The organism is Pedococcus sp. P2_D9 (assembly GCF_056404275.1).
In genome coordinates, this window is sequence record NZ_JBFUEI010000002.1 from 332,754 (window position 1) to 354,214 (window position 21,461).

Here is a 21,461-nt window from a genome sequence, read left to right on the forward strand (position 1 = left end):
TACCTCAGCCGACGCGGGAGACGACGCTCGTCGCCAGGGCCCGCAGCGCCGCCTTGGCCTCGCTGTCGGGCAACGGGTCGAGGACGTCCTGGGCGGCTCTGGCCACGGCGGCGGTGTGTTCGCGGGCCTGCTCCATGGCCGGGTGCACGCGCAACAGCCCGAGCGCCTCGTCGAGCAGCGCCTGGTCGCGCAGCTCGGTCCGCACCAGCTCGCGGAGCCGGTCGTCCGCGGGGTCTGTCGAGGCGAGGGCATAGAGCACCGGAAGGGTCCGCTTGCCTTCGCGCAGGTCCGTGCCGGGGGTCTTGCCCAGGTCCTCGGCCTCCGACGAAACGTCGATGAGGTCGTCGGCGAGCTGGAAGGCCATGCCGAGCCGTTCGCCGTACTCGCGCATGATCTCGACGGTCTGCTCGTCACACCCCGAGAACATCGCGCCGTAGCGTGCGGCCGTCGCGATCAGGACGCCGGTCTTGTCGGCCAGCACCCCGAGGTAGTAGTCGACGGGGTCCTGCCCGCTGGGGCTGGGGCGGTCGTCCCGGATCTGTCCGGCGCACAGGCGCACGAAGGTCTCGGCCTGGATCTTCACCGCGACGGCGCCGAGGTCGGCGATGATCGACGACGCGGTGCCGAAGAGCATGTCGCCGACGAGGATCGCGGTGGAGTTGCCGTACTTCGCATTGGCGCTGGGGGCGCCGCGACGGACCTCGGCCTCGTCCATGACGTCGTCGTGGCACAGCGAAGCGACGTGGGTCAGCTCTACCCCGGCCGCCGCGGCGACGACGTCCGCGTTGATGCCGGTCCCCAGCTCGGAGGCCAGCAGGGTCAGCAGCGGACGGAACCGCTTGCCCCCGGCCTCGATGAGGTGGGTGTTCGCCTCGGCGATGAAGTCGTCGTCGTGGTCGACCTCGCGGCGCAACAGCGCGTCGACCTCGTCGAGACCGACCTGCAGGCGCGCTGAAAGCCGTTCCGACGTGCCGGGCAGGACGATGACGGGAGGAGTCGAGCTCGCCCGGCGAGGTTGTGTCATTTCACCAAGAACTGCGACGACCGCTCGGCGAGGTCGAGGGCCTGCGACGGGAGCACCCCGAGGGCGAGCGTCACGAGCGTGCCGATCGTGATCGCGATCGTGGTGAACGGGGAGGCCGTCTCGGCGACCACTGCCTCACCTGCCGGCGGGTCGGTGAAGTACATGAGCACGATCAGGCGGACGTAGACGAACGCCGTGATCACGCTGCACAGGACACCGATGATGACCAGGGCCACCCCCGAACGCCCGCCGAAGCTGATCGCCGGCGAGAAGGCGGCATACTTCGCGGCGAAGCCGGAGGTCAGGGGGATCCCCGCGAACGCCAGCAGCAGGAAGGCGAAGACCCCGGCGACCACGGGGTGGTTGCGACCCAGACCCGCCCACTGCGAGAGGTGGGAGGCCTCGGAGCCGCCCTGGCGCACGAGGGACACCACGGCGAAACCGGCGATCGTCATGAAGCCGTAGGCGACGAGGTAGAACATCGTGCCCGAGACGCCGGTGCGGTCGAAGGACAGCACGGCGACGAGGATGAAGCCCGCGTGCGCGATGGAGGAGTAGGCGAGCAGCCGCTTGACGTCGGTCTGGGTGACCGACAGGACCGCACCCACGACCATCGTCAGGGCGGCGACGGCGATGACCCCACCACGCCAGTCCCAGCGGTTGGCCTCGATGCCCACGTAGACGACGCGCAGGATCGCGCCGAAGGCGGCGACCTTGGTGCACGCCGCCATGAAGCCGGTCACCGGGGTGGGGGCACCCTGGTAGACGTCGGGGGTCCACGAGTGGAACGGCACCGCGCCGACCTTGAACAGCAGGCCGATCAGGACGAGGAGCACCCCGGGCAGCAGCAGGCCCTCGAGCGCTCCGTTGGCCGCGCTGACCGCCGTCGCGATGTCGGCGAGGTAGAGCGATCCGGCGTAGCCGTAGAGCAGTGCCGCACCGAAGAGGAAGAACGCGGAGCTGAAGGCGCCGAGCAGGAAGTACTTGAGCGAGGCCTCCTGCGACAGGAGCCGGCGACGACGGGCCAACCCGCACAGCAGGTAGAGCGGGAGGGACAGGACCTCGAGCGCCACGAACATCGTCAGGAGGTCGCCCGCGGCAGGGAACAGCAGCATGCCGACGACCGAGAACAGGGTCAGCGGAAAGACCTCGCTGGTCGCCAGCCCGGCGCGCAGTGCTGCTGCCTCGTGGGGCGACCCGGGGACGGCCGCACCCATGGGGGTGAACGCATCCGCACCCTGGCCGCCGAACTTCTCGGCCATCGTGAGGATGCCGAGGGCAGCCATCGCCAGGATCGCGCCCTGGAGGAACAGCGCGGGGCCGTCGATGATGACCGCCTGGGCCAGCGTGCCCCCGCGGTGGCTCGCCTGGGTCGACACCGCCACGAGGACGACGAAGGCCGCGACGAGCGTCACGAGGGCCAGGCTGACCTGGATCGCGTGCCGCAGCCGACGCGGGGCGAAGGCCTCGACGAGCACGCCGATCATGGCTCCCGCGACCACGATGAGCATCGGGGCGATGGCGCCGTAGTCGACGTCGGCAGCCTTGAAGGCGGACGTGAGCATCGGCGGGGACAGGACCGTCATGGCGGGCATTACTTCGTGCTCCCGTCAGCAGCGGAGGTGGGGTTCGGGTCGGTCACGCCGACGTGCTTCAACGTGGCGGTCACCGCCGGGTTGAGCATGTCGAGGGCGGGCTTGGGGTAGAACCCGAGCACCAGGAACGCCGCGATGAGTGGGGCCACGACGAGCTTCTCCCGCACCGTGATGTCGCGGACCGGCGCATCGAGCTCCGGCCTGGGACCGGTCATCATCCGCTTGTACATGAGCAGGATGTAGAGCGCCGCCAGCACGATGCCTGCCGTCGCGATGACCGCGGGCACCGGGTAACGCTGGAACGTCCCGACGAGCACCATGATCTCGGAGATGAACGAGCTCAGTCCGGGCAGGGCCAGGCCCGACAGGCCGGCCACCAGGAAGACACCGGCCAGTCCGGGCGTGATCCGTTGCCAGCCACCGAAGTCGGGGATCCGCTTGCTGCCCCGACGGGCGACCAGCATGGCTCCGATGAGGAACAGGGCCGCCGTCGAGAAGCCGTGGTTGAGCATGTAGAGCGTGGAACCCGCCCCGCCCGTCTTCGTCAGGGCGAAGATGCCCAGGACGATGAAGCCGAAGTGGCTGATCGAGGTGTAGGCGATCAGTCGCATGATGTCGGTCTGGCCGATCGCCAGCAGCGCACCGTAGAGGATCGAGATGACCGCCAGCGTCAGCACCACCGGGGTCGCCCACTTGGACGCCTCAGGGAACAGCTGGAGGCAGAACCGGATCATCCCGTAGGTGCCGACCTTGTCGAGCACGCCGACGAGCAGCACTGCTGTCGCGGGGCGCGCCTCGGTGGCGGCGTCGGGCAGCCAGGTGTGAACGGGCCACATCGGAGCCTTGACGGCGAACGCGATGAAGAACGCCACGAACATCAGCCGCTCCGGCGTCGCACCCAGCGACAGGCCGGTGAGCTTGGACACGAGGAAGCCGTCGGACCCACCCGGCCCGTAGTGGTAGAGCGCGATGACGCCCACCAGCATGACCAGCCCACCCGCGAGTGAGAAGAGCAGGAACTTGACCGCGGCATACTGCCTGCGCGATCCCCCGAAGGAGCCGATCAGGAAGTACACCGGGATGAGCATCGCCTCGAAGAAGACGTAGAAGAGGAAGACGTCGGTGGCGGCGAAGACGCCGACCATGAACGTGGCCAGCACCAGCATCAGCGCGAAGTAGTTCTTCTCGCGTTTGCCGCCCTCGGGCACGTCGTCCCAGGCGGCCAGGATGCAGACGGGGGTCAGCACCAGGGCCATCAGGATCATGACGAGCGCGATGCCGTCGACGCCCAGCGCGTAGGACACCCCGAACTGCGGGATCCACTCGTGCTGCTCGGTGAGCTGGAACTGCGCGCCCGAACCGTTGTCGAACTGGAGCGCGGCGGCGATGCCGAACACCAGCGTGACCAGCGAGAAGCCCAGGGCGACGTGCTTGGCCCGGTCGGTCAGCCCGGCCGGGAGCCCGGCCACGACGGCAGCACCGATGAGCGGGATCAGCCCGATCACGGTCAGCCAGGGGAAGTTCGTCATCACTGGATCACCCACATGGCACCGAGGATCACGACGACGCCGGCGAGCATCGTCAGGGCGTACGAGCGTGCAAAGCCGTTCTGGAGGCGACGCAGGCGGCTGGACGTGCCACCGACGAGGGCGGCCAGACCACCGACCGCGCCGTCGACGCCGCGGTTGTCGGCGAAGACCAGCGCCCGGGTCAGGTGGACACCGGGTCGCATGAAGACTCCTTCGTTGACGTCGTCCTGGTAGAGGTCACGGCGCGCGGCACGGGTGACGAGCGAGCCCGCGGGCTGGGCGTGCGGCACCTCGTCGCGCCAGTAGCGCATCCACGCGAGGGCGATGCCGCCGGCGACCAGCAGCAGGGTCAGCGTCATGAGCAGCCACACCGGCAGGACCGGCTCCTCCCCCTCGTGTGCCCCCACCACCGGCTCGAGCCAGGAGGTGAACGTCCCGCCGATCGACAGGACGAGGCCGAGCAGGGCCGAGCCCACCGCGAGCACGATCATCGGGACGGTCATGGTGAGGGGCGACTCGTGGGGGTGCACGTCGTCGGTCCAGCGCTTCTTGCCGTGGAAGGTCATGAAGAACAGGCGGGACATGTAGAAGGCCGTGATGCCGGCACCGATGAGAGCGGCACCGCCGAACACCCACGGCCGCCAGCCCTCGCCGATGAAGGCCGCCTCGATGATCTTGTCCTTGGACCAGAAGCCCGAGAACGGCGGCACGCCGAGGATCGCGAGCCAGCCGAGCCCGAAGGTCAGCCAGGTGATCTTCATGGCGCCGGACAACCCACCGAAGCGGCGCATGTCGACCTGGTCGTTCATGCCGTGCATGACCGAGCCTGCGCCGAGGAACATGCCGGCCTTGAAGAAGCCGTGGGTCAGCAGGTGGAAGATCGCGAAGGCGTAGCCGACCGGGCCGAGGCCGGCGGCGAGCATCATGTAGCCGATCTGCGACATGGTCGAAGCAGCCAGTGCCTTCTTGATGTCGTCCTTGGCGCAGCCGACGATGGCTCCGAAGATCAGCGTCACGGCACCCACGGCGACGACCGCCAGCTGGGCGTTGGGCGCGTTGTCGAAGATGAAGCTGCTGCGCACCACGAGGTAGACGCCGGCGGTGACCATGGTCGCCGCGTGGATCAGCGCGGACACCGGGGTCGGGCCGGCCATCGCGTCGCCGAGCCAGCTCTGCAGCGGGAACTGAGCCGACTTGCCGCAGGCACCGAGCAGCAGCAGCAGGCCGATCGCCGTGAGCACACCCTCGCCCGCACCGCCCTTGGCGGCCTCCTGGACGCCCGCGAAGGTGACCGTGCCGAAGGCCGCGAACATGACCATGATCCCGACGGACAGGCCGAAGTCACCGACGCGGTTGACGACGAACGCCTTGTTGGCGGCGGTGGCGTAGGTGGGGTTGTGGTTCCAGAACCCGATGAGCAGGTAGGACGCCAGACCCACGCCTTCCCAGCCGACGTAGAGCAGCAGGTAGGAGTCGGCCAGCACCAGCAGCAGCATCGCGGCCACGAACAGGTTGAGGTAGGCGAAGAACCGGCGCTTGTCGGGGTCGTGATCCATGTAGCCGAGCGAGTACACGTGGATCAGCGACCCGACGAAGGTCACCAGCAGCACGAAGGTCACCGACAGCTGGTCGACGAGCATCCCTGCGTCGAGGTTGAACGACCCCGCCGGCACCCAGTTGAACAGGTGCAGGTGCGCGGCACGCTCCTCGGCGCCGCGACCGAGCATCGAGATCCAGACGACGAGGCCGACGACGAAGGCCGCCCACGACATCGCGACGGCGAACAGCGGCCCCCACTTGTCGGTGGCGCGGCCACCGAACAGCAGCACGGCAGCACCGAGCAGCGGGAGGGCTACCAAGAGCCAGGCGTATGCCGTGACGCCGGTGGCCGCTGTTGCGGCCCCATCAGCGGCGGCGAGGTGGGCGAGGGAGGTCACCTGGTGGCTCCTTCTACAGCTTCAGCAGGTTGGCGTCGTCGACCGAGGCCGACCGGCGGGCACGGAAGATGGCCATGATGATGGCCAGGCCCACGACGACCTCGGCAGCGGCGACCACCATGACGAACAGGGCGATCACCTGGCCGTCGAGGTTGCCGCGCATCCGGGAGAACGTCACGAACATCAGGTTGGTCGAGTTGAGCATCAGCTCGACACCCATGAACACGATGATGGCGTTGCGCCGCATGAGGACTGCCGCACCACCGATCGCGAACAGTAGGGTCGCGAGGTAGATGTAGTTGACGAGGTTCATCGCTGCGAGCCCTCCTCGATCTCGTGCTCCGTGTCGTGTTCGAACTCGATGTGGCGTGCAGGCGCGACGTTCTGCTCACGGGCGGTGAGCACCCGCGACACGGACAGCTCGCTCGGCGACCCGTCGGGCAGCAGCGCCGGGGTGTCGACCGCGTTGCTGCGGGCGTAGACACCCGGAGCAGGAAGGCCTGCGACGTTGCGGTTCTCGAGGACGCGGCGCTCGGACCACGCGCGCTGGCTGGGCTTGGTGCCGATGCGCTCGCGGTGGGCCAGCACCATGGCGCCCAGGGCGGCCGTTATGAGCAGGGCCGACGTGATCTCGAACGTCCAGACGTACTTGCCGAAGATCAGGTCCGCGACGCCCGAGACGTTGCCCGTGCTGTCGTTGATGCCCGACAAGCCCTTCATCGGTCCGAACTCGGCCCGGCCGATGGCGGTGAAGAGCAGGCCGGCCAGTCCGAACGCGAGCAGGAGGCTCGCCCACTTCTGGCCCTTGAGGGTCTCGACGAGGGAGTCCGAGGAGTCGACGCCGACGAGCATCAGCACGAAGAGGAACAGCATCATGACCGCGCCGGTGTAGACGAAGATCTGGATGATGCCGAGGAACTCAGCCTCCTCCGCGATGTAGAAGATGCCGAGGTTGATCATCACCAGAGCCATGCCGAGCGCGGCGTGGACGGCCTTCTTGGCAAAGATCAGGCCGAGTGCGCCGAGCACGCTGATCGGCGCGAGGACCCAGAACATGATCTGCTCACCGAGGCTGGTCATGCGGACTCACCACCCTCGGCGGCGTGTGCTGCCGCCCACTCCTCCTGGTCGGGCGTGGCGCGGGCCACCTTGCCCAGGTAGTAGTCGCGCTCCTCGAGGCCCTCGACCATCGGGTGCGGAGCCGGGAGCATGCCCTCGGAGAGCGGCGCGAGCAGCTGCTCCTTGGTGAAGATGAGGTCGGCACGGTTGTTGTCGGCCAGCTCGTAGAAGTTGGTCATCGTCAGCGCCCGGGTCGGGCAGGCCTCGATGCACAGCCCGCAGAAGATGCAGCGCAGGTAGTTGATCTGGTAGACGCGGCCGTAACGCTCACCGGGGGAGAACCGGCCGGAGCCGCCTTCGGAGTCGTCGTTCGAGGCGCCTTCGACGAGGATCGCGTCAGCCGGGCAGGCCCAGGCGCACAGCTCGCACCCGACGCACTTCTCGAGCCCGTCGGCGTGCCGGTTGAGCTGGTGACGTCCGTGGAACCGCGGCTGGGTCGGCCGCTTCTCCTCGGGGTACTCCTCGGTCTCCAGCTTGCGGAACATCGTGGCGAACGTGACGCCGAACCCGCCGACGGGAGCGAAGAGGTCCGCGAGGAACCCGGGCTTCTTCTGGTCGTCAGCCACGAGTGGCCTCCTCCTTGTCGGTGGCGCGCTCGCCGATCGCGAGCGACGGCTCCTTGAGCCGCTGCCCGGGCAGCGGGGGCACCGGGTAGCCGCCGGCGAAGGGGTCGATCTCCTCCGGCGGGGGCATGTTGCGGATGGCGTCCTGTTCGATCTTGCGGTTGTCACGCAGCCAGGCGATGACCAGGACCGCCCCGGCGAGGATGACGACGAAGGCGATGCTGAGGACGGGGAACTCCCGGCCGCGGAAGGTGACGCTCGGCCCGTGGATGAAGCCGAGCTGGCTGGCCTTCATGAACGAAGCGACCACCACCCAGGTGAGCGTGACGGGGATGAGGAACTTCCAGCCGAACCGCATGAACTGGTCGTAGCGGACACGGGGCAGCGAGCCGCGCAGCCAGACGAAGAAGAACATGAAGAGCCAGAGCTTGATGACGAACCAGAGCAGGCCCCACCAGCCGTGGTTGAACATGCCGTCGTTGATGGCCGCGATGCCGGGAGGGGCCATCCAGCCACCGAGGAACATCGTCGTGGCCAGGGCCGAGACGGTGAACATGTTGACGTACTCACCGAGGAAGAACATGGCGAACTTCAGCGACGAGTACTCGGTGTGGAAGCCACCGGTCAGCTCGCCCTCGCCCTCGGCGAGGTCGAACGGCAGACGGTTGGTCTCGCCGACCATGGTGACGACGTAGACCAGGAAGCTGGGCACCAGCGGCAGGATGTACCAGAGGCTCTTCTGCGCGCCGACGATCTGCGAGGTCGACATCGACCCGCTGTAGAGGAACACCGCGACGAGGGACAGGCCCATGGCGATCTCGTAGGAGATGACCTGGGCGGTGGAGCGCAGCCCACCGAGCAGCGGGTAGGTCGAGCCCGAGGACCAGCCGGCCAGCACGATGCCGTAGACCCCGACACCGGCCACCGCGAGCACCAGCAGCACGGCAACGGGGATGTCGGTCAGCTGCAACGGAGTCCGGTGACCGAACATCGAGACGGTCGGCCCCATGGGGATGATCGCGAACGACACGAAGGCCATCGCACCCGCGATGGCGGGGGCCAGCGCGAAGACGACCTTGTCGGCGTTCTTGGGCGTGAGGTCCTCCTTGAGGGCCAGCTTCACGCCGTCGGCGAGGGTCTGCAGCAGGCCGAACGGCCCGGTGCGGTTGGGGCCCGGACGCTGCTGCATCCGGCCGATCACGCGGCGCTCGAACCAGATGACGACGAGGGTGTTGACCAGCAGGAAGACGAAGACGAGCAGCGCCTTCACCAGGTGCAGCCACCACGGGGTGTCGCTGAAGTCCGCGCTCGGGTTGTCGGCGAAGGGCGCCGAGGCCCCGAGCCCGACCGCGAGGTGCGGTATGCCGGCGACGGCGTCCGCGGCATACGTCAGGGTGCTCACTGGGCGCCTCCCTTCGTGAGGGTCACGACGTCACCGGCGACCGCCCCCAGGGCGGCACGGACGGTGGAGCCGTCGGAGTTGGTCGGCAGCCAGACGACGTGGTCGACCATGCCTGCGGTGACCGCGACCGGCGCCGACACCGAGCCGGCGGCGGTGGACACGGTGACCGTGTCGCCGTCGACGAGGTCGAAGGACTCGGCGGTCGCGGCGGACACGCGGGCGAACGCCTTGGCAGCCGTGCCTGCGAGGAACGGCTCGCCGTCCTGCAGCGAACCACGGTCGAGCAGGTGGTGCCAGGTCGCCAGCACGAGCTCGCCCGCCCCTGCACTCGGCAGGTCGCCGACCTGCACCGACGGGGCAGCGGCGCGCTCGCCCGTCGCCGGGCCGAGTGCCGTCATCTCGCGGCGGATCTCCCCGAGCGTGCGGGTGCCCAGGAAGGCACCCATCTCGGAGGCGAGCATGTCCAGGACGCGGAAGTCGGACTGGGCGGCGCTGTCCAGCGCAGCCTCGAAGGCCCGCGGACGTCCCTCCCAGTCGACGAACGTCCCGCCCTTCTCCGCGTGCGGAGCGACCGGGAGCACGACGTCGGCCACGGCGGTCACCGACGAGGGCCGGAAGTCGAGCGAGACCACGAAGGTCTTGGCGAGGGCTTCCTCGGTGTGCGGGCTGGCCAGGTCGGCTGCATCCACGCCACCGACGACCAAGGCGTTGACCGAGCCGGTCGTGGCGGCTCGGAGGATGCCGGCACCGTCGCGGCCGGGCACGTCCGGGAGGCCGACGACGTCCCACAGTTCGGCGACCCGCTCACGAGCGGCTGCGTCGGCGACCAGGCGGCCGCCGGGCAGCATGGTCGGCAACGCGCCGGCCTCGAGCGCGCCGCGCTCACCGGCCCGACGCGGCACCCAGGCCAGGCGGACGTTGTCCGACGTGGCCAGCGCGGCTGCCGCTGACAGTGCGCCGGGGACGGTGGCGAGGCGCTCGCCCACGATCACGATGGCGCCCGGCTGCTCGAGGGCCTGGGCCGCGCGTGCGGCTGCCCCGTCACCGGTGACCCCGTCGGCCAGGGCACGCAGCACCTCGGCCTCGGTGCCCGGTGCGGCCGGGATGAGGGTGCCGTTCAGCTTGGTGAGGCCGCGCGTCTCGAAGGGCGCCACGGCATACACGGCCGTCTTGGTGCGGCGCACTGCCTTGCGCAGCCGCAGGAAGACGATCGGGCTCTCCTCCTCGGGCTCGAAGCCGACCAGGACGACGGTCTTGGCGGCCTCGAGGTCGGCGTAGGTGACCGCGTCGCCATCCGGACCGGTGGCGACCACCGTGGACGCGAGGAAGTCGGCCTCCTCCGCCGAGTGCGGGCGGGCGCGGAAGTCGATGTCGTTGGTCGCGAGCACGGCCCGGGCGAACTTGCCGTAGGCGTAGGCGTCCTCGACGGACACGCGTCCACCGGTCAGCACCCCGACACCCTTGGAGGCGCGCAGTCCTGCGGCAGCGGCGGCCAGCGCCTCGGGCCACGAGGCGACCTGGAGCTCGCCGTCCTGGTCACGCACCATCGGGTAGTCGAACCGATCGCCGGTGCTGGCGTACTGGAAGGCCCAGCGACCCTTGTCGCAGTTCCACTCCTCGTTGACAGCCACGTCGTTGATGGCCATCCGCCGCAGCACCGCGCCGCGGCGGTGGTCGGTGCGGATCGAGCAGCCGGACGCGCAGTGCTCACAGACGCTCTTGGTCGACATCAGGTCGAACGGGCGGCTGCGGAAGCGGTAGGCAGCACCGGTCAGCGCGCCCACGGGGCAGATCTGGACGGTGTTGCCCGAGAAGTAGGACTCGAACGGCTGCTCCTGGTAGATGCCGACCTGCTGGAGGGCACCGCGTTCGACCAGGGCGATGAACGGGTCACCCGCGATCTGGTCGGAGAAGCGGGTGCAGCGGGCGCACAGGACACAGCGTTCGCGGTCGAGCAGCACCTGCGAGGAGATGTTGATCGGCTTGGGATAGGTGCGCTTGACGTCCTCGAAACGGGACTTCGCGCGACCGTTGCTCATGGCCTGGTTCTGCAGGGGACACTCGCCACCCTTGTCGCAGACCGGGCAGTCGAGCGGGTGGTTGATGAGCAGCAGCTCCATCACGCCCTGCTGCGCCTTGTCGGCGACCGGGGAGGTCATCTGGGTCTTGACCTCCATGCCCTCGGTGGCCGTGATGGTGCAGGAGGCCTGCGGCTTGGGCATCGGTCGCAGGGTGCCGTCCGGGCCGGGGGTGGCGATGTCGACGAGGCACTGGCGGCAGGCGCCGACCGGCTCGAGGAGCGGGTGGTCGCAGAACCGCGGGATCTCGACGCCGACCTCCTCGGCGGCCCGGATCACCAGCGTGTTCTTGGGGACCGACACCGAGACACCGTCGATGGTGAGGGTCACCAGGTCGGCGGCCGGGGGTGCCGAGGCGTTGCCCCCGGTGCTGACGGCGTTGCCGCCGGCGCTGGGGCTCGTGGTCACGCTCATGCGGACACCGCATCCTTTGCGAACAGGGTGGAGTCTCGTGGGTCGAACGGGCAGCCGCCGTGCGTCAGGTGGGCGAGGTACTCCTCGCGGAAGTACTGGATGCTGCTGGTGATCGGGCTGGTCGCGCCGTCACCCAGGGCGCAGAAGCTGCGGCCGAGGATGTTGTCACAGATGTCGAGCAGCTTCTCGAGGTCCTCCTCGGACCCCTGTCCGTGCTCGAGCCGGCCGAGGATCTGCTTGAGCCACCAGGTGCCCTCACGGCACGGGGTGCACTTGCCACAGGACTCGTGCTTGTAGAAGTCGGTCCAGCGGTCGACCGCCCGGACCACGCAGGTCGTCTCGTCGAAGATCTGCAGGGCCCTGGTGCCGAGCATCGAGCCGGCGGCGGCCACTGACTCGAAGTCGAGCGGGGTGTCGAGGTGCTCGTCGGTGAACAACGGCGTGGACGAACCACCCGGCGTCCAGAACTTGAGCTTCTTGTTGGGGTCGCGCATGCCACCGGCCAGGTCGAGCAGCTCGCGCAGCGTGATGCCGAGCGGTGCTTCGTACTGGCCGGGACGCTTGACGTGGCCGGAGAGGCTGAAGATGCCGAAGCCCTGCGACTTCTCCGTGCCCATGCCCGAGAACCAGTCCGCGCCATGGAGCAGGATCGGCGGCACCGAGGCGATCGACTCGACGTTGTTGACCACGGTCGGGCGGGCGTAGAGACCCGCCACGGCCGGGAACGGCGGCTTGAGGCGCGGTTGGCCGCGACGCCCCTCGAGGCTGTCGAGCAGCGCAGTCTCCTCGCCACAGATGTAGGCACCGGCACCGGCGTGCACGGTCACGTCGAGGTCGAACCCCGAACCCTGGATGTTCTTGCCGAGGTAGCCCGCGGCATACGCCTCCTCCACCGCGCGCAGCAGGCGGCGGTAGACGTGCACGACCTCGCCGCGCAGGTAGATGAAGGCGTGGTTGCAGCCGATCGCGAACGACGTGATCGCCACACCCTCGATGAGGAACTGCGGCGCCGCCATCATCAGCGGGATGTCCTTGCAGGTGCCCGGCTCGGACTCGTCGGCGTTGACCACGAGGTAGCGGGGGCCGCCGTCCGGCGGGGGCAGGAAGCCCCACTTCATGCCGGTCGGGAAGCCTGCGCCACCACGGCCGCGCAGCCCGGAGTCCTTGGTCATCTGGACGAGGTCGGCGGGCTTCATGCCCAGCGCCTTCTTCAGCGCCTGGTAGCCCTCGTTGCGCTCGTAGGTCTCCAGCGTCCACGACTGGGGGTCGTCCCAGAACTTCGTGAGGATCGGGGTCAGCGTGGTGCTCATGCCTCGTCCTTTCCATCTGCCTTGGTGGTCTCGTCGAAGAGGGTGGCCGGCTTGTCGTCGACCACCTCGTCGGGCTCGTTGGCCGTCGAGTCGGTGGAGGTATGCCGTCCCGGCGCCACCTCGTCGGACGTCGCCTCGGGGGCGTGCTCCTCCTTGGGCGTCTCGCCGGCCTCGCCGGCGTCGCCGTCCGGCGCGGTCCAGCCGCGCTCGTTGGCGATCCTCAGGCCCTCCAGCGATGCGGGGCCGGCGCCCACGCCCTCATCCGCGAGGCCGTCGTGGAAACCGGCGAGGACGCGCGAGACCTGCTTGAAGGAACACACCTTGTCGGGGCCGCGGCTGGGCTTGACGTCCTTGCCGGAGCGCAGGTCGTCCACCAGCTGCTTGGTCGACTCGGGAGTCTGGTTGTCGAAGAACTCCCAGTTGGCCATCACCACCGGGGCGAAGTCGCAGGCCGCGTTGCACTCGACCCGCTCGAGGGTGACCTTGCCGTCCGGCGTCGTCTCGTCATGACCGATGCCGAGGTGCTCGGAGACCTCGTCCCAGATCTGGTCGCCGCCCATGATCGCGCAGAGGGTGTTGGTGCAGATGCCGACGGTGTACTCGCCGTTGGGGTGCCGCTTGTACTGCGTGTAGAACGTCGCGACACCCGAGACCTCGGCGGTGCTCAGGTCGAGGACCTCGGCGCAGAAGTCGATGCCCCGACCCGTGACGTAGCCGTCGACCGACTGCACGAGGTGCAGCAGCGGCAGCAGCGCCGAACGCTTCTGCGGGTACTTCGCGACGACCAGCGCAGCGTCCTCGTGGAGACCGGCCAGCACGTCGGCGGCATACGGCTCCTTGGACTCTGGAGCGACGGTCAGGTGCCCTGCCGCCGTCTGGATCCCGTAGTGCTCCATCAGCGGTCCACGCCTCCCATGACGGGGTCGATCGAGGCGACGGCGACGATGACGTCGGCGATCTGGCTGCCTTCGCACATCACGGCCGTGGCCTGAAGGTTGTTGAACGACGGGTCGCGGAAGTGCGCACGGTAGGGGCGCGTGCCGCCGTCGGACACCACGTGGCAGCCGAGCTCGCCCTTGGGGCTCTCCACCGCGGCATACGCCTGGCCCGGGGGGACCCGGAAGCCCTCGGTCACCAGCTTGAAGTGGTGGATGAGGGACTCCATCGAGGTGCCCATGATCTCGCGGATGTGGTCGAGGCTGTTGCCCATGCCGTCGCCGCCGATGGCCAGCTGTGCGGGCCAGGCGATCTTCTTGTCCTCGACCATGACCGGGCCGGCCTCGGACTGGAGCCGGTCGATGCACTGCTCGGCGATCTTGAGGGACTCGTACATCTCGTCGATGCGGATCCGCAGCCGGGCGTAGGCGTCGGACTCCGTGCGCGTGATGACCTCGAAGTCGTAGGTCTCGTAGCCGCAGTAGGGGTCCAGCTTGCGCAGGTCGTGGGGCAGACCGGTCGAGCGCAGCATCGGGCCGGTGATGCCCAGCGCCATGCAGCCCGAGAGGTCGAGGTAGCCGACGTCGACGGTGCGGCCCTTGAGGATGGGGTTCTCGTTGAGCAGGAGCTCGAGCTCGCCAAGTCCCTTGCGCACCAACGGAATCGTGTCGCGCACCTTGTCGATGGCGCCAGGCGGCAGGTCCTGGGCGACACCGCCGGGACGGATGAACGCGTTGTTCATGCGCAGGCCGGTGACCATCTCGAAGATCGACAGGATCCGCTCGCGCTCGCGGAACCCGACCGTCATGACGGTGGTGGCACCCATCTCCATGCCACCGGTCGCCAGGGCGACGAGGTGGGAGGTGATCCGGTTGAGCTCCATCATGAGGACCCGGATGACGCTGGCGCGCTCGGGGATCTGGTCGGTGATGCCGAGCAGCTTCTCGACCCCGAGGCAGAACACGGCCTCGTTGAAGAACGGCGTGAGGTAGTCCATGCGGGTGCAGAACGTCACGCCCTGGGTCCAGGTGCGGAACTCCATGTTCTTCTCGATGCCGGTGTGCAGGTAGCCGATCCCCGCGCGGGTCTCGGTCACCGTCTCGCCGTCGAGCTCGAGGATGAGGCGGAGCACGCCGTGCGTCGACGGGTGCTGCGGCCCCATGTTGACGACGATCCGCTCCTCGTGGAGGGCAGCGGCCTCGTCGACCAGCTGGTCCCAGTCGCCACCGGTGGCGTTGAAGACGTGCGCACCCGCTGAGGCCGCCGCGTCGGCGCCCGAGGTCGCGTAGATGTCCTTGTCCTTGAGTGAGTTGGCAGTCATCAGCTGTAAGACCTCCGCTGGTCCGGCGGGGGGACGGTGGCGCCCTTGTACTCGACGGGGATACCGCCGAGGGGGTAGTCCTTCCGCTGCGGGTGGCCCGGCCAGTCGTCGGGCATGAGGATGCGGGTGAGTGACGGGTGACCGTCGAACTCGATGCCGAACATGTCCCAGGTCTCGCGCTCGTGCCAGTCGTTCGCCGGGTAGATCTCGACGATCGACGGGATGTGCGGGTCGTCGTCGGGTGCGGTGACCTCGACGCGGACCCGGCGACCGCCGTGGGTGATGGACAGGAAGTGGTAGACGGCGTGCAGCTCGCGGCCGGACTCGCTCGGGTAGTGCACGCCGGAGACGCCCGTGCACATCTCGAAGCGCAGCGACGGGTCGTCGCGCAGGGAGCGGGCGACGGCCGGCAGGTGCTCGCGTCGGATGAAGAGGGTCATCTCGCCGCGGTCGACGACGACCCGCTCGACGGCCTCGGCATAGGAGGCGGTGCCGCCGTTCAGGCCACGCTCGAGCTGGTCGGCGATGGTGTCGAAGTAGCTGCCGTAGGGACGGACCGCCGCACCGGGAAACCGGATCGGGCTGACCATGCCGCCGTAGCCGGTGGTGTCACCGGTGTCGGTCGCGCCGAACATGCCGCGGCGCTCGCCGACGACGACGGGATCGGGAGTGGTACCGGGGGCCGCAGGCAGGCGCTCGTCGTCCGCGCGGTCGACGACCTCGCCGGGCTGGACGCCGATCGTGGCCGCAGCCGCTTCGGGGGCCGGCTGGTCGGGAGCGTCCTTCTTCTCTTCGCTCATGCGACACCGCCCTGCGTCACGTCGGTCCCGTGCAGGTGGCCGTGCGCGTGGGTGTGGCCGCTGCCGGCGCCCTGGGCGAGCAGGCCGGTCATCTGGTGGGTCGGCGTCGCGGACAGCGCAGCCGCCTCAGCAGCACGCGCCGCGGCCACGCGGTTGACGCCGAGCTTGGAGCCCTGGATCTGCTCGTGCAGCGTGATGATCGCGTTGAGCAGCATCTCGGGGCGGGGAGGACAGCCGGGCAGGTAGACGTCGACGGGGATGATGTGGTCGACGCCCTGCACGATCGCGTAGTTGTTGAACATGCCGCCGGAGCTCGCGCAGACGCCCATCGAGATGACCCACTTGGGCTCGGGCATCTGGTCGTAGACCTGGCGGACCACGGGTGCCATCTTCTGGCTCACGCGACCGGCGACGATCATCAGGTCGGCCTGGCGCGGCGTCGCGGAGAACCGCTCCATCCCGAACCGGGCGATGTCGTAGTCGGGCGTGCCGACGGCCATCATCTCGATGGCGCAGCAGGCGAGGCCGAACGTGGCCGGCCAGACCGAGCTCTTGCGCATGTAGCCGGCGACCTGCTCGACAGTGGTCAGCAGGAAGCCGGCGGGCAGCTTCTCTTCGATTCCCATTGGTTGGTCCTAGTCCCTCGTCAGTCCCACTCGAGGCCGCCGCGGCGCCACACGTACGCGTAGGCCACGAACACGGTCAGGATGAACAGCACCATCTCCACGAGCGCGAACAGGCCGAGCTGGTTGAAGGCCACCGCGAACGGGTAGAGGAACACCGACTCGATGTCGAAGATGATGAAGAGCATTGCGGTCAGGTAGTACTTGATCGGCACGCGTCCACCGCCGACGGCGTGGGGGGTCGGCTCGATGCCGCACTCGTAGGCGTCCAGCTTGGCGCGGTTGTAGCGCTTGGGGCCCGAGACGGCCGCGGCGCCGACCGAGAAGACGGCGAAGCCGCCACCGATGGCCAACAGGAAAAGCAACGGGACGTAGGGGTTGCTCATCGCCGTGCCACTCCCTTTCTGTGGTTGCTACTGCCGTGGGTGCTGCCGTCGTCGTCCCTGCCGACTGTGGCACCGGTCACATCCTTGCGGTGCGGCCCAATCCTAGGGGCGCCGCCAGAGAATGCACGCCGGGTCATGCGTCCGGCGCCATCTTGGACAGGGCGGTGATCAGGCGGTCGCTCGCGTCGCCGCCGTGCGGCTCGGCGAGGTTGGCCATCACCTTCAGGAGGAACTTCATCAAGGTGGTGCGGGGCAGCCCGTACTTGGTGGCCAGACGCATGATCTCGGGGTTGCCGATCATCTTCGCGAAGTAGCGGCCGAGCGTGTAGTAGCCGCCCAGCGCGTCAGCCATGACCTTGGGGTAGGACTGGAGGACGCGCTCGCGCTGGGCGTCGGTGCCGCGCGCGAACGCCTGCGCGATCACCTCGGCGGCCAGGCGCCCGGACTCCATCGCGTAGGCGATGCCCTCGCCGTTGAACGGGTTGACCATGCCGCCCGCGTCACCGACGAGCAGCAGCCCGTTGTCGTAGTGCGGCTGCCGGTTGAAGCCCATGGGCAGCGCCGCGCCACGGATCGGGCCGACCATCGTCTCGTCGTTGTAGGTCCAGTCCTCGGGCATTGTCGCGACCCAGCGACGCATGACGTGTTTGTAGTCGGTCTTGCCGAAGGCGCTGGAGGTGTTGAGGATCCCGAGGCCGACGTTGGAGGTCCCGTCGCCGACGCCGAAGATCCAGCCGTACCCGGGCAGCAGCACCTTCTTGCCGTTGTCGTCGGTGGACCACAGCTCGAGCCAGGACTCGAGGTAGTCGTCGTCGTGGCGGGGGCTCGTGTAGTAGGTGCGTACGGCCACGCCCATCGGACGGTCCTCGCGCTTCTCGCGGCCCATCGACAGGGACAACCTCGAGGAGTTGCCATCGGCAGCGACGACCAGCGGCGCGGCATACCGGAGCTCGGGGCCGGTCGACCGGCCCTTCTCGTCGACCGCCTTGGCGGTCACGCCCACGATCGCGCCCTTGGAGTCGAGAATGGGACCGGTCACGTTCGTGGACTCGCGCAGCCGCGCGCCGTGCTTCACCGCGTGCTTGGCGAGGATGTCGTCGAAGTCCTGCCGCGTGCGGACCAGGCCGTAGGGCGGGAAGCTCGCGAGGTCGGGCCAGGGCAGGGACAGCCGCATGCCGCCGCCGATGATCCGCAGGCCGTGGTTCTTGATCCAGCCGTCGTCCTCGGGCGTGGGGATGCCGAGGGTGATGAGCTCCTTGACCGCGCGGGGGGTGAGCCCGTCGCCACACACCTTCTCGCGGGGGAAGCTCGTCTTCTCGAGGACGAGGACGTCGAGCCCCGCCATGGCGAGGTATGCCGCGGTGGCCGACCCCGCAGGACCGGCACCGACGACGATGACGTCGGCCGTCTCCGTGGGAGCCCCGCTCGCAGAGATGCCTCCGGCGGCCTCGCTGATGGTGTCTGTCACGCCTGCCTCACCCGCTTGTGAACGTCTTCACGAACTTCAACTGCGGAGTCTATTCCCGACCCGCCGTCCGGTCACCAGTAAGGCGACCCTTACCCCTCGCCCGTCACGCCGGCTTCGTCGCTCGGTGCAGCGCGACGATGCCGCCCGTCAGGTTGCGCCAGCCGACCTCGCTCCAACCGGCCGCGGCGATGCGCTCCCCCAGCTCGCGCTGCGCGGGCCAGGCCTGGATCGACTCGGCCAGGTAGACGTAGGACTCGGGGTTGCTGCTGACCTTGCGCGCGATGGGGGGCAGCGACCGCATGAGGTACTCGCTGTATACCTTGCGGAACGCGCCGTTGACCGGCTGGCTGAACTCGCAGACCACGAGCCTGCCACCGGGCCTGGTCACCCGCAGGAACTCCGCCAGCGCCCCCTCGACCCCTGAGACGTTGCGCAGGCCGAACGACATCGTCACCGCGTCGAAGCTGTTGCCCGCGAAGGGAAGCCGCATCGCGTCGGCCGCCGTGAAGCCCAGGTCCGGACGCCGCCGGTTGCCCACCCTCAGCATGCCGAGGGAGAAGTCGGCCGGCACGACGTTGACACCGTGGTCGGCGAACGGCTCGCTGCTCGTGCCCGTGCCCGCGGCGATGTCCAGCACGGTCTCGCCGGGCTGGGCGGCCACCGCCTTGAGGACTGCCCGTCGCCACAGCCGGTCCTGGCCCAGGGAGAGGACGTCGTTGGTGAGGTCGTACTTGCCGGCCACGTCGTCGAACATCGCGGCGACGTCGCGGGGATCCTTGTCGAGGCTGGCGCGGGTCATGGTCGCCATCCTCCCATCCGGCCCGGCGCCCTCTCCCCGCGGCTGCTGTCGCCCATCGCGCGCGGGCTCACGCCCACCTCCCGCCGGGTGGAGGTGGGTGCGCCGTAGGCTTTCCCCGACATGACCAGCCTTCCCACGCCCCAGCCTGCGAGCCGACCCCACGGCTCGCCCGTGGTCGCCCGAACCGTGGCACTGCACGACCCCGGCATGCTGCTCTCCCTCCTGCCCGACCGCGTCGACCCGACCGAGCTGTTCAGCTGGGTGCGCCGCGGTGAGGGTCTGGTCGGGTGGGGTCGCGCGCTGGAGTTCACCGCTGTCGGTCCCGACCGGTTCGAGCGGGCCGAGGCGTGGTGGCGCGACGTCGTCGACGGCGCGGTCGTGCGCAACGACGTCGCCCTGCCCGGCACGGGACCGGTCGCCTTCGGGTCCATCTCGTATGCCGCGGGCTCACCGTCCGGCGCCACCCTCGTCGTCCCCGAGGTCGTCGTCGGTGCGCGGGACGGTCGATGGTGGGTGACCACCATCGGGACCGGCGACGAGCTGCCCACGCCCGTCATACCCCAGCAGTCACAGCCTCGTGAGCCGTCCGGGGTGGCGTTCGCGGACGGTGCGCTGCCTCCGGCGCAGTGGGCCGGCGCCGTGGAGCGCGCGGTCGAGCGCATCACCGGCGGCAGCCTCGACAAGGTGGTCCTGGCGCGTGACCTCAGGGTCAGCGCCGAGGCGCCGATCGACCCGCGCTGGCTGCTGACCCGGCTGGCCGAGCGCTACGACACGACCTGGGTCTTTGCCGTCGACGGGCTCGTGGGCGCGACGCCCGAGATGCTCGTTCGCCTCGAGAAGGGCCTGGTCACGTCGCGGGTCCTCGCCGGGACCATCCGCCGCACCGGTGACGACGAGCACGACCTCGCCCTGGCGGCGTCGCTGGCGCGCTCGAGCAAGGACCTCGAGGAGCACGAGTACGCCGTCCGGTCCGTCGCCGACGCCCTGCGCCCGCACTGCTCGTCGATGAACGTGCCCGAGGCGCCGTTCGTCCTCCACCTGTCGAACGTCATGCACCTGGCGACCGATGTCGCCGGTGTGCTCGCCGACCACGCAACGTCGCTGACCCTCGCCGCGTCGCTGCACCCGAGCGCCGCCGTCTGCGGCACGCCCTCGGCCGCTGCCGACGCGCTCATCAGCGAGCTCGAGGAGATGGACCGCGGACGCTATGCCGGTCCGGTCGGCTGGATGGACGCCACCGGCGACGGGGAATGGGGTATCGCCCTGCGGTGCGGTGCCTTCGAGCGCGAGGACGCCTCGGCCATGCGGCTGTTCGCCGGCTGCGGGATCGTCGCCGGTTCGGACCCGGAGTCCGAGGTCGCCGAGTCCGACGCCAAGCTCGTCCCGATGCGCGACGCCCTCACCGCCGAGTGACCATGTCCGACGACCTCGTGCCGCGACCTGCCGATGCCGTCGTCTTCGACCTGGGCAACGTCCTGATCTCCTGGGACCCGGTGCGTGCCGTCGAGGTAGCGGTCGGTGCCGAGAGGGCTCGCGCCTTCGTGGCGGACCATGACTTCGACTTCGCCGCCTGGAACCACGCCAACGACGCCGGGCGCGGGCTCGACGAGGCGGAGCAGGTCGCGCTGGCGTCACACCCGCACTACGCCGAGGAGATCGTCGCCTACCGCGCGCACTTCGGCGCCTCGCTCGTCGGCGAGATCGCAGGCAGCGTGCAGATCCTGCGCGAGCTGCACGCGGCCGAGGTGCCCCTGTTCGCGCTGACGAACTGGTCCGCCGACCTGTTCCCGGTGGCCCTGGACCGGTTCGACTTCCTCGAGCTGTTCGAGGACATCGTCGTGTCGGGCGAGGAGGGCGTGGCCAAGCCCGACCCCGAGATCTTCGAGGTCCTGGAGGAACGCGTCAGCCACCGCGTCGGCCTCGACGACTGCATCTTCATCGACGACAGCCTCGCCAACGTCGTCGCCGCGGCCGAGACCGGGATGGACGCGGTGCACTTCACGGGTCCCGACCACCTCCGCGAGGACCTCATCGCCCGCGGTATGCCGCTGCGCCGCCACCCCTGAGCGCCACGTGCCGCACGTGGCCCTGACCGTACCTGCGCCCCGTATCCTCACCGGATCTGACCACGATGATTCGTGATCCGACCACGGTGAC

The 21,461-nt window shown here is 69.3% G+C and carries 19 protein-coding genes; 2 read left to right on the top strand and 17 right to left on the bottom strand.

Annotated elements, in window-relative coordinates; all coding sequences use genetic code 11:
- Nucleotides 1-4 precede the first annotated feature (4 nt).
- The 17 genes from AC1DXJ_RS04370 to AC1DXJ_RS04450 form a co-directional block, all read right to left on the bottom strand.
- Entirely contained in the window at nucleotides 5-1,024 is a 1,020-nt protein-coding gene (locus tag AC1DXJ_RS04370; RefSeq protein WP_477613707.1) for a polyprenyl synthetase family protein, read from the bottom strand.
- Nucleotides 1,021-2,619, bottom strand: coding sequence for an NADH-quinone oxidoreductase subunit NuoN (gene nuoN / locus AC1DXJ_RS04375; RefSeq protein WP_477613708.1), 1,599 nt, complete (start codon nucleotides 2,617-2,619; stop codon nucleotides 1,021-1,023). Before nuoN ends, AC1DXJ_RS04370 begins: the two co-directional genes overlap by 4 nt.
- Nucleotides 2,619-4,148 (bottom strand): NADH-quinone oxidoreductase subunit M, encoded by a 1,530-nt coding sequence (locus AC1DXJ_RS04380; RefSeq protein ID WP_477613709.1) that lies wholly within the window; start codon nucleotides 4,146-4,148, stop codon nucleotides 2,619-2,621. The genes nuoN and AC1DXJ_RS04380 overlap by 1 nt, the downstream gene beginning before the upstream one ends.
- On the bottom strand, nucleotides 4,148-6,085 hold the full coding sequence (nuoL, locus tag AC1DXJ_RS04385; protein ID WP_477613710.1) for an NADH-quinone oxidoreductase subunit L: 1,938 nt from the start codon (nucleotides 6,083-6,085) through the stop codon (nucleotides 4,148-4,150). Before nuoL ends, AC1DXJ_RS04380 begins: the two co-directional genes overlap by 1 nt.
- Nucleotides 6,086-6,098: 13 nt before the next feature.
- Complete coding sequence (nuoK, locus tag AC1DXJ_RS04390; RefSeq protein ID WP_140741957.1) at nucleotides 6,099-6,398, bottom strand: NADH-quinone oxidoreductase subunit NuoK; 300 nt, start codon at nucleotides 6,396-6,398, stop codon at nucleotides 6,099-6,101.
- The gene (locus tag AC1DXJ_RS04395; RefSeq protein WP_477613711.1) at nucleotides 6,395-7,165 is read right to left on the bottom strand and encodes an NADH-quinone oxidoreductase subunit J; all 771 of its coding nucleotides are present in this window, start codon (nucleotides 7,163-7,165) and stop codon (nucleotides 6,395-6,397) included. The genes nuoK and AC1DXJ_RS04395 overlap by 4 nt, the downstream gene beginning before the upstream one ends.
- A complete protein-coding gene (nuoI, locus tag AC1DXJ_RS04400; RefSeq protein WP_477613712.1) occupies nucleotides 7,162-7,770 on the bottom strand; it encodes an NADH-quinone oxidoreductase subunit NuoI in 609 nt (202 codons plus the stop codon). Before nuoI ends, AC1DXJ_RS04395 begins: the two co-directional genes overlap by 4 nt.
- Nucleotides 7,763-9,130 carry an NADH-quinone oxidoreductase subunit NuoH gene (nuoH, locus tag AC1DXJ_RS04405; protein WP_477613911.1) on the bottom strand — a complete coding sequence of 456 codons (1,368 nt, stop codon included), beginning with the start codon at nucleotides 9,128-9,130 and terminating at the stop codon, nucleotides 7,763-7,765. The genes nuoI and nuoH overlap by 8 nt, the downstream gene beginning before the upstream one ends.
- A 35-nt stretch (nucleotides 9,131-9,165) precedes the next feature.
- The gene (locus tag AC1DXJ_RS04410) at nucleotides 9,166-11,661 is read right to left on the bottom strand and encodes an NADH-quinone oxidoreductase subunit G (protein ID WP_477613713.1); all 2,496 of its coding nucleotides are present in this window, start codon (nucleotides 11,659-11,661) and stop codon (nucleotides 9,166-9,168) included.
- Entirely contained in the window at nucleotides 11,658-12,971 is a 1,314-nt protein-coding gene (nuoF, locus tag AC1DXJ_RS04415) for an NADH-quinone oxidoreductase subunit NuoF (protein ID WP_477613714.1), read from the bottom strand. The genes AC1DXJ_RS04410 and nuoF overlap by 4 nt, the downstream gene beginning before the upstream one ends.
- A complete protein-coding gene (gene nuoE / locus AC1DXJ_RS04420; protein WP_477613715.1) occupies nucleotides 12,968-13,867 on the bottom strand; it encodes an NADH-quinone oxidoreductase subunit NuoE in 900 nt (299 codons plus the stop codon). Before nuoE ends, nuoF begins: the two co-directional genes overlap by 4 nt.
- Nucleotides 13,867-15,228 (bottom strand): NADH-quinone oxidoreductase subunit D, encoded by a 1,362-nt coding sequence (locus tag AC1DXJ_RS04425; protein WP_477613716.1) that lies wholly within the window; start codon nucleotides 15,226-15,228, stop codon nucleotides 13,867-13,869. The genes nuoE and AC1DXJ_RS04425 overlap by 1 nt, the downstream gene beginning before the upstream one ends.
- Nucleotides 15,228-16,028, bottom strand: coding sequence for an NADH-quinone oxidoreductase subunit C (locus tag AC1DXJ_RS04430; RefSeq protein ID WP_477613717.1), 801 nt, complete (start codon nucleotides 16,026-16,028; stop codon nucleotides 15,228-15,230). The genes AC1DXJ_RS04425 and AC1DXJ_RS04430 overlap by 1 nt, the downstream gene beginning before the upstream one ends.
- A complete protein-coding gene (locus AC1DXJ_RS04435; RefSeq protein ID WP_477613718.1) occupies nucleotides 16,025-16,654 on the bottom strand; it encodes a NuoB/complex I 20 kDa subunit family protein in 630 nt (209 codons plus the stop codon). The genes AC1DXJ_RS04430 and AC1DXJ_RS04435 overlap by 4 nt, the downstream gene beginning before the upstream one ends.
- A gap of 20 nt (nucleotides 16,655-16,674) precedes the next feature.
- Nucleotides 16,675-17,037: an NADH-quinone oxidoreductase subunit A gene (locus AC1DXJ_RS04440; RefSeq protein WP_477613719.1), complete on the bottom strand. Its 363-nt coding sequence runs from the start codon at nucleotides 17,035-17,037 to the stop codon at nucleotides 16,675-16,677.
- A 133-nt stretch (nucleotides 17,038-17,170) separates the two neighbouring features.
- Complete coding sequence (locus tag AC1DXJ_RS04445; protein WP_477636395.1) at nucleotides 17,171-18,505, bottom strand: geranylgeranyl reductase family protein; 1,335 nt, start codon at nucleotides 18,503-18,505, stop codon at nucleotides 17,171-17,173.
- A 103-nt stretch (nucleotides 18,506-18,608) separates the two neighbouring features.
- Entirely contained in the window at nucleotides 18,609-19,304 is a 696-nt protein-coding gene (locus tag AC1DXJ_RS04450) for a demethylmenaquinone methyltransferase (protein ID WP_477613721.1), read from the bottom strand.
- Between the two features lie 120 nt (nucleotides 19,305-19,424).
- Here AC1DXJ_RS04450 and AC1DXJ_RS04455 point away from each other — a divergent pair, with 120 nt between their 5' ends.
- Both AC1DXJ_RS04455 and AC1DXJ_RS04460 read left to right on the top strand, forming a co-directional pair.
- The gene (locus tag AC1DXJ_RS04455) at nucleotides 19,425-20,717 is read left to right on the top strand and encodes an isochorismate synthase (protein WP_477613722.1); all 1,293 of its coding nucleotides are present in this window, start codon (nucleotides 19,425-19,427) and stop codon (nucleotides 20,715-20,717) included.
- Between the two features lie 2 nt (nucleotides 20,718-20,719).
- Nucleotides 20,720-21,370, top strand: a complete 651-nt coding sequence (locus AC1DXJ_RS04460; RefSeq protein WP_477613723.1) for an HAD family hydrolase — start codon at nucleotides 20,720-20,722, stop codon at nucleotides 21,368-21,370.
- Nucleotides 21,371-21,461 lie beyond the last annotated feature (91 nt).